At 56.0% G+C, this 13453-nt stretch carries 9 protein-coding genes; 7 read left to right on the forward strand and 2 right to left on the reverse strand.

Going from position 1 to position 13453, the window contains the following annotated elements; genetic code table 11:
• The first annotated feature begins 2 nt into the window (after nt 1-2).
• The 3 genes from ACP15L_RS14315 (at nt 3) to ACP15L_RS14325 (ending at nt 7277) form a co-directional block, all read left to right on the forward strand.
• Nucleotides 3-4649, forward strand: a complete 4647-nt coding sequence (locus ACP15L_RS14315) for a MupA/Atu3671 family FMN-dependent luciferase-like monooxygenase (protein ID WP_425084690.1) — start codon at nt 3-5, stop codon at nt 4647-4649.
• A gap of 81 nt (nt 4650-4730) precedes the next feature.
• Nucleotides 4731-5663 carry a hypothetical protein gene (locus tag ACP15L_RS14320; protein ID WP_425084691.1) on the forward strand — a complete coding sequence of 311 codons (933 nt, stop codon included), beginning with the start codon at nt 4731-4733 and terminating at the stop codon, nt 5661-5663.
• A gap of 120 nt (nt 5664-5783) precedes the next feature.
• On the forward strand, nt 5784-7277 hold the full coding sequence (locus ACP15L_RS14325) for an O-antigen ligase family protein (RefSeq protein WP_425084692.1): 1494 nt from the start codon (nt 5784-5786) through the stop codon (nt 7275-7277).
• Here the strand turns inward: ACP15L_RS14325 and ACP15L_RS14330 are convergent.
• Together ACP15L_RS14330 and ACP15L_RS14335 are read right to left on the reverse strand one after the other, a co-directional pair.
• The gene (locus tag ACP15L_RS14330; protein ID WP_425084693.1) at nt 7274-7834 is read right to left on the reverse strand and encodes a serine O-acetyltransferase; all 561 of its coding nucleotides are present in this window, start codon (nt 7832-7834) and stop codon (nt 7274-7276) included. The two genes, ACP15L_RS14325 and ACP15L_RS14330, sit on opposite strands and share 4 nt — an antisense overlap.
• Nucleotides 7835-7853: 19 nt before the next feature.
• Nucleotides 7854-8693: a 2OG-Fe(II) oxygenase gene (locus ACP15L_RS14335; RefSeq protein ID WP_170380734.1), complete on the reverse strand. Its 840-nt coding sequence runs from the start codon at nt 8691-8693 to the stop codon at nt 7854-7856.
• 393 nt (nt 8694-9086) lie between these two features.
• On the opposite strand from ACP15L_RS14335, the gene ACP15L_RS14340 reads away from it, so the two are divergent.
• From ACP15L_RS14340 to ACP15L_RS14355, 4 genes are read left to right on the forward strand one after another with little or no spacing between them, the layout of a single operon-like run.
• Entirely contained in the window at nt 9087-10223 is a 1137-nt protein-coding gene (locus ACP15L_RS14340; RefSeq protein ID WP_425084694.1) for a Gfo/Idh/MocA family protein, read from the forward strand.
• A gap of 3 nt (nt 10224-10226) precedes the next feature.
• Entirely contained in the window at nt 10227-11051 is an 825-nt protein-coding gene (locus ACP15L_RS14345; RefSeq protein WP_425084695.1) for a glycosyltransferase family 2 protein, read from the forward strand.
• Nucleotides 11048-12643, forward strand: coding sequence for a GMC oxidoreductase (locus ACP15L_RS14350; RefSeq protein ID WP_425084696.1), 1596 nt, complete (start codon nt 11048-11050; stop codon nt 12641-12643). The genes ACP15L_RS14345 and ACP15L_RS14350 overlap by 4 nt, the downstream gene beginning before the upstream one ends.
• A complete protein-coding gene (locus tag ACP15L_RS14355) occupies nt 12640-13413 on the forward strand; it encodes an SDR family oxidoreductase (RefSeq protein ID WP_425084697.1) in 774 nt (257 codons plus the stop codon). Before ACP15L_RS14350 ends, ACP15L_RS14355 begins: the two co-directional genes overlap by 4 nt.
• Nucleotides 13414-13453 lie beyond the last annotated feature (40 nt).

Here is a 13453-nt window from a genome sequence, read left to right on the forward strand (position 1 = left end):
AGATGCCTTTCAGCACTTTTCTTGTTGGCCATGAATCCCTTGTCATTCAGTGCGGGGAATTACTGCTAGAGGCGGGGCACGAAATTCAGGGTCTGGCCACACGCAATCCGGATGTGGAGGCCTGGGCCAAGTCTCACGACCTACCTCTATTTGCACCCGGTCCCGATATGTCGGATCGGCTGGAAGGCGTATCGTTTGATTGGCTGCTCAGCATCGCAAATCTCGAATTGCTACCACAATCGCTGCTGGACAACGCGCACAAAGGGGCCGTCAATTTCCACGATGGCCCCCTCCCGCGCTATGCAGGGTTAAACGCGCCGGTATGGGCCATTCTCAACGGGGAAACACAACACGGGATCACCTGGCACATGATCTCCGGCGGTGTGGACGAAGGCGGAATCGTTGCTCAAAACCTATTTGACATCAGTGACAACGAAACTGCCCTGACCCTGAACACCAAATGCTACGGCGCAGCCATCGATAGCTTTAGCGATGTCATCGGGGCGCTTGAAACGGATCAGCCCACGACCCCGCAAGACCTGTCGCAGCGCAGCTATTTTGCAAAGAACGACCGCCCCGAGGCAGCCGCTCGGCTGGATTTTACAAAACCGGCGCATGAAGTGGCCGCTTTGGTGCGCGCCTTGGATCACGGTGACTATTGGAACCCCTTGTGCCGCCCCAAGATTCAGCGGGATGACCAACTTTGGCTGGTCGGCGCGGCCAAGGTGAGTGATCAGCCATCCGATGCCGAGCCGGGCACCATTCTGTCGAGCAACGCCGATAGTTTGACCGTTGCAACGAGTGACGGCGCTATTGAGATCAGCGATCTGCGAAATGGTATTGGTGCGTCTGTGGCGACTGATGGCGTTTTGAACGGCGGCAGCGCTTTGCCCCCGTTAACTGCAGAACAGGCGACAGCGATCAGTCAGTCAATTGCTGACACGCTGAAATCGGAACCACAATGGCGCATACGTCTTGAAGCGCTGCAAGAGAGTGACATTCCGCTGTTAAATTCAGCTATGCCATCTGGCGCGCCTCGGTCACAAACACTGCACGTGCCAGATGGGCTTGCTGATGCGACGGCCAAGGCTGCGTTTGCCGCCTTGATGGCGCGCCTTGGGGACGCATTCACCCTTGATCTGGCGTTCCGCCTGAACAACGTGTCGTCCCCGTATCTCAACGACTGGGTTCCGGTCCGCTTTTCTGCGGATCAGACATTCTCAGCGGCGCATAAGGAGTTTGAACAAACCATTGCACAGGCCCAGGCGATTGGTCCGTTCGCCTATGATCTGCCGGCGCGTCTGCCAGGTGCGGCGGCCCTGCAAACGCCTGTGATTGGTTTGTCTGATGACGTTTCGGAAGGTCTTGTTACAGGCACCAGCCTGACGCTGGCCACTTCTGGTCGAGAGGCGACGCTTTTTGCCGACAGCGGACATGTCTCTGAAGCTTCACTCCGCTTGTTTGCTGCACGGGTCGAGAGCCTGTTTGTGTCGCTGACAGATCAAGCCAACGCGGATCTACCGATCGCTGAACTTCCCATTCTCCCCGATACGGAACGCACACAAGTCCTGCAGGACTGGAACAAGACTTCCGTCGCCTATGATGAGGTCAGCTGCGTGCATCAGCATTTCGAGGCACAGGTCGCGCGCACGCCAGATACCCAGGCGCTGGTCTTCGAGAACCTCAGTTTCTCCTACGCCGAGTTGAACGCTCTGGCCAATCAGGTTGCGCATGTTTTGCGTGAGATGGGTGTGGGCCCCGATACGCTGGTGGGTTTGCATGTCAAACGATCCCCGCTGTTGCTGATCGGGGCGCTGGGGATCCTGAAGGCGGGCGGAGCTTATGTGCCGATGGACCCCGCCTATCCTGCGGACCGGACGGCGCTGTATCTTGAGGATAGCGGCGCGAAGGTGGTGCTGACGGAATCTGCTCTGGCCTCAAGTCTACCTGATCACGGCGCGCAAGCCTTGCTGCTGGACACGGACCCACGGCTGGGAACGGCTGCGACGGACAATATCGACAGCGGCGTGCGTTCGGAGAACCTCGCCTACATGATTTACACCTCTGGCTCGACCGGACGCCCCAAGGGGGTCATGGTCGAACATCGCAACGTGTCGAACTTTTTCACCGGCATGGACGATCGCATCAGTCATGATCCGGCCGGGGTCTGGCTAGCGGTTACCAGCCTGTCCTTCGATATTTCGGTGCTAGAGCTGTTCTGGACGCTGGCGCGCGGCTTCAAGATCGTCCTCAGCGATGATGAAAACCGCGCGTTGGTCGCAGGCGATGCGAGTACCGGGAAATCCATCACCGGCAAGGGCATGGAGTTCAGCCTGTTCTACTGGGGCAACGACGATGGTGTCGGACGCGACAAGTACAAACTGCTGCTTGAAGGCGCGAAGTTCGGAGATCAGAACGGCTTCTGCGCCGTCTGGACGCCCGAGCGTCATTTCCATGCCTTCGGTGGCCCCTACCCCAACCCGTCCGTTACGGGCGCAGCCGTTGCCGCCGTGACCGAGAATATCGGTGTCCGTGCGGGCAGCTGCGTCGCGCCGCTGCACCATACCGCGCGCATTGCCGAAGAATGGGCGGTGATCGACAACCTGACCAACGGGCGCGCGGGACTTGCCATCGCCTCTGGCTGGCAGCCCGATGATTTTGTCCTGCGGCCCGAGAACACGCCGCCGGAAAACAAACCCGCGATGCTCGAAGCGATCAGCATTCTGCGTCAGCTCTGGGCTGGCGAGACAGTAGAGTTCCCCACCAAGTCCGGGGATATGCACGGCGTGGTTACACAGCCGCGCCCGGTCTCCAAAAAACTGCCCGTCTGGGTCACCACTGCGGGCAATCCGGACACCTGGCGCGAAGCTGGGGCCATCGGCGCCAACGTGCTGACTCACCTTCTGGGCCAGAGCGTGCAAGAGGTGGCCGACAAGATTGGTATCTACCATGCTGCGTTGCGCGAAGCGGGCCATGATCCCGATGATCACACAGTCACCCTGATGCTGCACACTTATGTCGGGCAGGACCGCGAAGAAGTGCGCGAGGTCGCGCGCGAGCCGATGAAGGATTACCTGCGCTCGGCGGCCGGTCTGATCAAGCAATATGCCTGGGCCTTCCCAGCCTTCAAGAAACCCAAAGGTGTCTCGAATCCGTTCCAACTGGATTTGGGCAGCCTGTCTGATGAGGAGCTCGAAGGCATCCTCGATTTCGCTTTCCTGCGCTATTTCGAGGATTCCGGCCTGTTTGGCACTGTCGAGGATTGCCTGAACCGGGTCGAAGAACTTAAACGCATTGGCGTTGATGAGATCGCCTGCCTGATCGACTATGGTATCTCGGTCGATCAGGTGATGGAGGGTCTGAAGCCTCTGGCCGAGGTTCTGCGCTTGTCCAATCAGGATACAAAACTGGCCGAGGATGACTATTCCATCGCCGCCCAGATCATTCGTCACAACGTCAGCCATCTGCAATGTACTCCCAGCATGGCGCAGATGATCCTGATGAGCGACGAGGCGCGGTTCGCCTTGTCCAAGATCAAGCACATGTTGATCGGCGGTGAGGCTCTGCCCGGTTCGCTGGTTAAGCAGATCAATAAGCTGTCGCCAGCGCATATCGAAAACATGTACGGGCCGACGGAAACAACGATCTGGTCAACGACCGAAACCGCCGCTTCTGCCGAAGGCGTGATCAATGTCGGCACGCCCATAGCCAATACGCAAGTCTACGTGCTGGACGAACACAGACACCCCGTTCCCATCGGCGTGGCAGGAGAGCTGTACATCGGCGGCGCTGGCGTTACCCGCGGTTACTGGCAACGCGATGACCTGACCGCCGAGCGGTTCGTGCCTGACCCGTTCTCAGATATGCCGGGTGCACGGCTCTATCGCACCGGAGATTTGGTACGCTGGCAGACTGATGGTAAGCTCGACTTCCTGGGCCGAGCAGATCACCAGATCAAACTGCGCGGCTACCGGATCGAGCTGGGCGAGATCGAAAGCCTGATCGACGCGCAAGCCGGCGTGCGCCAGTCGGTTGTCATAGCGCGCGAGGACACGCCCAATTTGGTGCAACTCGCAGCTTACATGACCGTCGATCAAACTGTTGATGAAAAGGCATTACGGAAGGCACTGGCAGCGCAACTGCCAGACTACATGGTGCCCACGCATTTCGTGACGCTTGAGAGCTTCCCGCTGACACCGAACCGCAAGGTTGATCGAAAAGCCCTGCCTGCCCCGTCAGTGCAGAAGCCCCGAGTTGCGCCTCCGGTCACAGCCAAATCCGAGGCTACCGTCAGCGACTCGGGCAGCACAGGCGGGTCGGCGTCACAAAAGATTGCGGCGATTTGGTCCCGTATTCTGGGAGTTGCCGAGATCAGCGGGCGGGACAATTTCTTTGAATTGGGCGGTCACTCACTTCTGGCCGTGCAAGCCCATCGCGACATACGCAAGGAATTAAATGTCCCTGGCCTGAGCATCACAGACATATTCCGGTTTCCAACCCTCGCAGCTTTAGCCGAAACAGTGGACAAGAAAACTGGCGGAACCAAACTAGAAGCAGAACCTGCACCGCATGCCTCGGAAAAAGCCAGTACCCGCAGCGACGCCATGGCGCGGCGGCGCGAGATGCGGGCGCGCAGACGCTCGGCGTGACCCTCAACTAAGATCGCTATATGGCGCAGAAAAGCATAGGGTCGCGACCGTGATAGCGACACATAGCATCAGAGATGAATCGTGCTGAAACGCTTTGTTCCCGGGAGTGTGCTGGTGGCAGTGGCGGCCATCGCTGGTTTGCTGCGGCTGAGGGGCACGCAGCCAATCGACGACGCAACGTTCAAAGGCTTTTATGATCAGTCAGGACCGGCACCTGAAATACCGCAAATAGTGTTCCATCTGGGGCACAGTCTGGTCGGGCCGGACATGCCCGAGATGTTGAAACAACTGGCGGGTGACGCGCACGATTACAGCAGTCAAATTGGCTGGGGAACCCCGCTTAGGGCGCATTGGGACCCGAACGAGACTATCAATGGTTTCGAACTTCACAATATCCCGCACGAGTTCAAAGGTGCAAAAGAGGCATTGTCATCCGGCAGATACAATACGCTGGTTCTGACCGAGATGGTCGAAATTCGCGCGGCCATCAAGTATTTCGAAAGCGCAAAGTACCTGCACAAGTGGATTCAGCTTGGGCGGCGCGCAAACCCTGAGATGCGGATCTTTTTGTATGAGACCTGGCATCAGCTGGACGATCCGGAAGGCTGGCTAAACCGGATCGACACGGACCTGGATCGCTATTGGGAACAAGGCATTCTGCGTCGTGCCCTGTCTTTCGAAGACACTCCCAGCCCGGTCTACATCATCCCGGCTGGGCAGGTCATGGCCCGTTTTGTCCGCGAGATAGAACGCCGTGGTGGCGTTGGACCGATTGCAGGCAGAGGCGATCTGTTCACTGATGAAATCCACTTGAATGACTATGGCACCTATCTCGTAGCTCTGACCCACTACGCGGTACTGTACCAGACCTCTCCCCTGGGACTACGCCATACGTTGACTAAGTCGGATGGCAGTTTCGCAGCGGACCCGGGACCCGAGTCTGCGCTGCTGATGCAGGAAACAGTTTGGGATGTCGTGAAAAACTACCGCCCTTCAGGGCTGGGTCTGTCCTGAGTCCATTTGTTGCGCAACATTCGCGCCACAAAAGCTCGATTGCGCTTCGTAATCGTGAGGACAAAGATATCGGCGCCATGATATGACTGGCTGAACCCTGTAAACCCCACGGCCGGATCGATGCCTAACACGTTCGCTTATTTGATGCTTGCTCTCTGGCCGATTGTCATGGTCGTGCTGTTTAAAAAGCTGCCGCCTGCGCGGGCGTTTTGTATCTCGATTTTGGCGGCTCACACGATTTTGCCAACGGCGACATATTTCGACCTACCACTTGTCCCAACGCTGGACAAAAAAACCGTTCCAAGCATTTTCGCGCTATTGCTTTGCCTGACGATGTTCAACCAAAAAATTAGGTTTTTTCCGGGCTCGCCTATCGTTTCGGTCTTAATGATTGGCTACATCTTAAGTCCCTTTGTAACTTTTGCGAGCAATCTGGAACCAATCTTCGCGGGCACCTTGTACTTCCCCGGATTGACGGTCCGAGATGCAATCTCAGAATCCCTTAAACACGTGATAACCCTGATCCCGTTTGTCTTGGGATTCAATTTATTATCGACGCCGGATAACAAACGAGAGTTCCTTGCACTCTATATGATGACGGGCCTGATCTATTCGATTCCGATTTTAGTCGAAATCCGAATGAGTCCACAGTTCAACAACTGGTTCTACGGCTTTTTCCCACAGCTTTTCGCGCAACAAGTCAGGTTTGGCGGGTTCAGGCCCGTTGTGTTTATTGGTCACGGTTTGGGCGTCGCCTTTCTGATACTTATGTCGATGCTGGCTACGGCTGCTCTTTTGCGCGGATCATCCCGCAAGGATAGTGGCAATAAGTTCGCAATTCTGGCCTATCTGTCTCTTATCCTAGTACTGTGCAAAACCGTAGGAGCGGTTTTGTTCGCTGTTCTATTTGCTCCGATCGTCCTGTTCGCGCGACCCAAGGTGCAGCGATGGGTCATGATGGTATGCGCGGTATTCGTGCTGACATACCCAGTCCTGCGCGCCGCAGATGCAATACCGGTGGAACGTTTGCTCAGCTATGCGAGCATGATCCAAGCCGAGCGGGCGCAATCCTTGGGCTTCAGGTTTGAGAACGAAGAACAACTGCTAGAACGCGCCTTGGAAAAACCTCTGACAGGCTGGGGTTATTGGAACCGGAACCGGAACTATGACCCCGAAACCGGGCGAATTCTGACAGTTCCTGATGGCTACTGGATCCTCATCATCGGTGTTCTAGGGTGGTTCGGTTACATCTGTATTTTCGGGCTATTGACCTTTCCCCTGCTTAGGTTATGGGCGCAACGAAAGGAGTGCACTGGTTCAGCGGATGAGTTTGTGACGCATGGCGTCGCAATCATGCTGAGCATCAACTTGCTAGAACTGATCCCCAACGCCACTAACAACAACCTCACCTGGCTTATGGCCGGACTTTTAATGGCAAAAATTACCGAAACCGTTCAGGAAAAAAATACCCAACCCACGGAGACCCGCCCAGAATTGGCCACCGGTCAACACCCTAAACATGTGCGCAAGCCCCGTGGTGAGCAAAAAAACAGCACAGCCGAATATCCTGAGTTTCATCGCAGGAAAAGACATCCACGAACTTCGCAGAGTTAACGATTCAGCACCTTTGCCGGAACACCAGCAACTGTTGAACCTGACGCGACATCCCGGGTCACAACACTGTTCGCCCCCACCGTTACATCATCGCCGATTTTAAGTGGACCGATGATTTTCGCGCCTGCCCCCAGATCCACATGTCCGCCAAGCTCAACGGTTGAAACAAGCGTAACTTGATGAAAAATCATACAGTTTGGCCCAATGCGGGCAGTTGGGTGGATAATAATACCGGTCGGGTGCGGCAAGCGCAGCCCACCTTCGATATGGGTGTTCAGGTGGATTTCGGACTGTGTGATCACCGACCAGAACCTGTGAACCACAGTCCAATATTTGCTAAAAAGCGAGCCAAGAATCCCGCCACGCGCTTTGGCGGCCTGATACCGCCGTATCGCGCGCAACAGTTTATAGCCTGGGTCCCAGAACTGTCGAACCTCTTCACGCGACCAGTCCGGCACCGTGGCTGAGACGACTTGCGGCTGTTCTGTTGACTCTACCTGGAGGTTGCCTTGCATGAGCCTGACCTTTTGAACTGATGCGCATCCGTCCGGTGACACGAGGCGCGCATATCGCTGTTCAGAAGCCTAGTCGCGCAAGACGCGGATAGACCCGGCGGTACACAACTGGCGGCAACCAGTTTTCCAATATTTCCTGCCGGCGCGATTGACGGTCGAACTGATCCTCGGTTCCCGGGCGAGGTTTGAAGATCGTCGAGTGTGCCTTGCGGCTAGGGTCCCAGGTCGCCGTGTAATAATAAAGTGCGATCGACTGGCGGGGTTCACCTTTGGGATGGTTCACTTTCTCAGGATTGCCGTGAAATGTGTTGGACCCGGTTGAAAAGCAGCACATGCGGTTGAACGTGGGCACGAAGCTTTTGATCTTCGTGCTCATATCATTGCTCCAGATCTCGAAGGAACCACCCCATTCTTCGCGCCAGTCATCGTTGAGATAGATCAACACGTTCAGCCGACGTTCAACCGACATTTGCTTGTGCAGATTGAAATCTGCGTGAATATCCAGATGGCCCCCGTTGCTAACGCGGTGGATACCTGCGCCTATGTAATAGGGATCTGGGATCAGACCCTTGATCCCGGTCATTCCCTCGAGAAACTGGATGAAGGGGCGCGAGTTGAAGGCATGAAACAACTCACGCGAATAGGTCGGTAAACGTTCGGGATTGTACTGGGTTTTCAGGTTCTCCTGCGCGCGCTGAAATGTGTCACTGTCTTCGTTTTCCTCAAGCGACATCAAATCCTTCTGAACTTTGCGCAAAACCTCTTCAGGCAGAAAATTGTCGATGCAAATGTGATTGTAGGGCTGACCGCTCTGATATTCTTCTGCAAAGGGCGCAGCAGCCGCGCGGGCACTTTCAGTGCTGATACTCAAACGTTCGGGATCAATTTGATAGATCGCCATCTTCTTTTCCTATTTTAACAATAACGAAACTCTAATTACCGGCCAGCCGCTGCTGTTACAGAGCAAGGTAGGGATCGAAGTCTTCTACCAGAAATATGAGGGGATGCCCCCCTATTCCGCAATGTGACATATCCATCCGACGCTGACAAATACATGATTTGGATCAATGACCCAGTCTCCGACCAAAAGTTTCGCATTGCGCGACAATTGAATTTACCTCTCTAGATCGCTGAAATCCCTGATTCCGCGCTGAGGAACATGGAGATAACGAACCATCTTGGACCCAATTGCGATCTGTTACCTAATTTACAGTGGTGCAACCCTATTTCTGCCAATATTACTGGGTTAATCGTTTGTGAGTTCTTGTCCGTCGACTAAGAGTTATTCCTGTTTATGCCCAGTTTGTTCATTGTTGGTACTGGTTACGTCGCGGATTTGTATCTGCGCTCACTCAGGCTCTACCCTGAAATCGAAATTGCAGGATGTTATGACCGTGACCCCAGTCGTCTGGCCGCGTTTTGTGAACATTGGTCTTTGCCGGCAATCGACAGCCTGTCTGCTTTGATGGAGCAGGGCGAACAGGGTGATGTGTTGCTGAACCTGACCAACCCGTCCTCGCATTACGAGGTTTCCTCCGCAGCGCTGAAGGCCGGTTTTCACGTCTATTCTGAAAAACCATTGGCGATGCAAATGGAGCAGGCGCATGCACTGACCGAATTGGCAGAAAGCCTAAATCTGCGCCTGGCATCGGCACCCTGCAGTTTTTTGGGGGAAGCTCCGCAAACAATCTGGGCCGGGCTGCGCGCTGATTTGCTTGGACCCGTCCGGTTGATTTATGCTGAGATGGATGACGATTTCATTTCGCAGGCTCCCTACGGGAAGTGGATGTCTGAAAGTGGAGCTCCCTGGCCCGCGAAGGACGAGTTTGAGACCGGATGCACGTTGGAACATGCCGGTTACTACCTTGCCTGGCTGCTACCGATGTTCGGGCCTGTCAGAACCGTTGTGGCGGCCTCGGCCGGGTTGGCTGATGTTTCGGATGTCACGACAAATGCGGCACCGGACTTTTCCGTGGGAACGTTGTTTTTCGAGAGTGGAGTGGTCGCGCGACTGACATGCTCGATCTTGGCCGTGCACAACCACGAACTCAGGATCATAGGCGACAAGGGCGTGATCGAGATGGACGAATGCTGGAACAACTCCGCCCCTGTCCGCTTAAGGAAACGGTTCAATTTGCGTCGGCGGCTAGTAAATGCGCCGGTGGCGCGGCGGCTCAAGCTCAAGGGCCCAACTCATGCCAAATTGGGTCGCAAGGGAGCCGCAACGATGAATTTCGCCCTGGGTGTTGTTGAACTGTTTGATGCCATCCTCGAAAATCGCCCCTGCCGGCTTTCCTCCGATCTATCGCTGCATATGAATGAGGTTACTCTGGCCCTACAAAACGCGGGAGAGCACGCCGGGTCGGTCACAATGAAAACCCGCTTCGATCCAGTGGCCCCGATGCCCTGGGCCGAAAGTCTGGCAAGCTAAACTATGTACGATATCTCGGTCATTATTCCTGCCAATAACGAGGAGGCCTACATCAGTAACTGTCTTGAGGCCGTTTTGGCACAAGTGACTGAACAGGCAGCTGAAGTGATCGTATCGGCAAACGCCTGCACCGACGCAACGACCGAAATCGCCATCAGCTATAGCCAACGTTTCGCTGACCGGGGCTGGCATCTAACTGTACTGGACTCGGAAATCGGTGGAAAGCCGGGGGCGCTGAATAGAGCAGATGAAGTCGCGACCGGGGACATCAAGGTCTATCTTGATGCTGATGTCGTCATGTCTCCGCAGCTTCTGGACGAATTGGCGAAAGTGCTCAATCGTCCCGATCCCGCCTATGCCAGCGGAGCGCTGACCGTGACACGAGCCAAAAGCTGGATTACCCGCGCCTATGGGCGTATTTGGACCCGCCTTCCGTTCATGACAAACGGCGTGCCAGGGGCCGGTCTGTTTGCCGTCAACGCTGCGGGCCGCAAGCGTTGGGACCAGTTTCCTCAGATAATCTCCGACGACACCTTTGTGCGATTGCAGTTCACACCGAAAGAACGCTTGCCAGCGGAGGCGCCTTATTACTGGCCCCTAGTTGAAGGATTCACCGCGCTGGTGCGTGTGCGAAGGCGACAGGATGCGGGTGTGTCCGAACTTGCTCGGCTTTATCCCGGCATTTTGGACCGTGAGGGCAAGGACCGGTTGACAGCGGGTTATCTTGCGCGTCTCGCCCTGACTGACCCGGTCGGCTTCGGGGTCTATGTTGCAGTCAGCCTTGCGGTGCGCCGTCGGAACAGTGGCGAATGGAGCCGGGGCCGATGAAACCAAAACAAGCCCTTTCGCAAGCTTGGGATGTAATCATCATCGGCGCTGGCATGGGCGGCGGGCTGGCAGGGCGTCGCCTGACCGAGCGCGGCCTGTCGGTTCTGTTTCTGGAAAAAGGCGTGGCCGGCTATCGCAATGAACGCCAATCCTATTCTGATGGTGGCGATCCACTGGCCCGGCGGTTGCGCGGTTACTGGCCCAAACCGGTGGAGGCGCATGACGGTTCTAAAGTCTCACACTATTTCGCTCCGCTAGGCAGTGGAGTTGGTGGATCTTCTGTCTTTTACGCTGCGGCGCTCGAGCGACCGGAACCGCATGATCTGGACGCAATGCCCGGCTTGGACCACCCCACCGGAGGATGGCCTGTCGGGTTCCAGTCCTTTCTACCTTATTTCGATCAGGCTGAAGACATCCTTTATGTGCGCGGTGGCGTTGATCCCTTGTCGTCTGTCCCATCTGTCAAACTGCATCCAGCACCCGAATTCACCCCCGAAGAACAGGCGATGATCGAAGATTTTTGTAGTCGTGGGATGCACCCCTATTATTCGCACATTGCCCGGAAGGCCCTTGAGGGGTGCACCAATTGTCTTGCGGGTAAATGCCCGCGCGCCTGCAAGATGGACGGCCGTTCGGCCGGAGTCGAACCCGCTCTTGCCAGCGGCCACGCGGCCTTGATCACGGAATGCGATGTCGAGGAGTTTTGTGAAGATCAACCCGGCCAGATCACCAGCGTACGCGTTCGTCATGAAGGTGAAAGCTATATGCTGAGGGCTCGCACTTATGTTCTGGCCGCCGGTTCCTTTGGCTCGCCCACCCTTTTGTTACGCTCGACCGGACGCGATGCGGCGGGATGCGCCAATTCAAGTGATTGGGTCGGACGCGGCCTGATGTTTCACATCGATAACTTCTTTGCCGTCTGGCCCCGGCGCGGCGCAAAACCCATCGGCAACAGCCGGGCTGTGTCCACCCGAGATTTTTATGTCGTGAATGGCGAGCGTAACGGTCTTGTTCAATCTATGGGCTATGAAGCAAATTACGGCACTATCCTGCGGTTTTTGCTGATGCAATATGAACGCTCCCGCTTTGCCAAATACAAGAAATTGCGCCGTCTTTTGAACTTCCCCGCCTTGCTGGCGGAAAAACTGTTCGGAAATGCGGATGTCTTTGTTGCCCAGATGGAGGACTTTCCGGTTCGCGAAAATCGCGTGATACTGAACGCCAAAGACCCCGAGGTTTTCACTTTCGAATACAAGGTCGCGCGGGATGTGTTTACGCGACAGGTCGGTTTACGCCGTGCCATCCGTCGGGCGGTTGGCTGGTGGCGGATGATGTTTCTGTCCATCAAGCCCATCGTCAATGTTGGTCATCCGCTTGGCACGTTGCGCTTTGGAAATGATCCGGCAACATCGGTGCTAGACCCCGATTGCAAAGCCCATGACCTGCAAAACCTGTATGTAGCGGATGGGTCGTTCATGCCGACATCCATGGGAGTGAATCCTAGCCTGACAATCGCCGCGAATGCCTTGCGGGTGGCGGACATCATCGCGGACCGGGCCGAGCAGGCGAAACACAAAACGGAGGCTACATGACAGATACAAGCGACCGTATTCGCGAAGGAATTGCCGTTGTCACTGGCGCAGGTGCGGGGCTGGGCCGCGAGCTGAGCCGAAGGCTTGTTGCCGAAGACGTCCGCGTTGCTGGGATCGGGCGCAACCCTGACCCCTTGTCCGATCTTGCGGCCGAATTGGGCGACGCGTTCATGCCGGTCACCGCAGATGTCGCGGACCCAGAAGCCGTTGCGCATGCGTTCAAGGACATTGAGGCCGCTGCGGGGGTTCCCACTATCCTGATCAACAACGCCGCCGTCTATCCCCGCCGGGACCTTCTGGACGAGACACCTGAAAGCTTCATGCAATCGGTGAACATTAATCTCGGCGGTGTATTCTACTGCTGCCATGCAGTCCTGCCTGGAATGGTCGAGCGCGGATACGGGCGTATCGTCAACCTCAGCACCTTTGCACATATCGCACCTGCCCCAACAGCGGCGGCTTATTCTGTGACCAAAGGGGCAGCGCAGACTTTGACCAAGTCGCTCGTGGCCGATCTTTCGGATCGCTTCCCCGATATCGTCATCAACGACTGGATTCCCGGAGCACTTAAAACGCGCATGGGCATTCCCGACGGGATCGAACCGGCAGACGCGGCCAAATGGGGTGTCAGGCTCGCCCTGTGGCACGATCCCATGCTCACCGGACGACTGTTTGACCGGGATATCGAATTCCTCGAACCGATTTCATTAAAACGAAAAATTTTGAACAAGGTCACAGGCAAAAAGCGTGTACCCCTGCGCCTGTCATGACCTCTAATTAAACGGCTGCATTCGCGGACCGTTGGAAAGG

The organism is Ruegeria profundi (assembly GCF_049800715.1).
Lineage (GTDB): Bacteria > Pseudomonadota > Alphaproteobacteria > Rhodobacterales > Rhodobacteraceae > Ruegeria > Ruegeria profundi_A.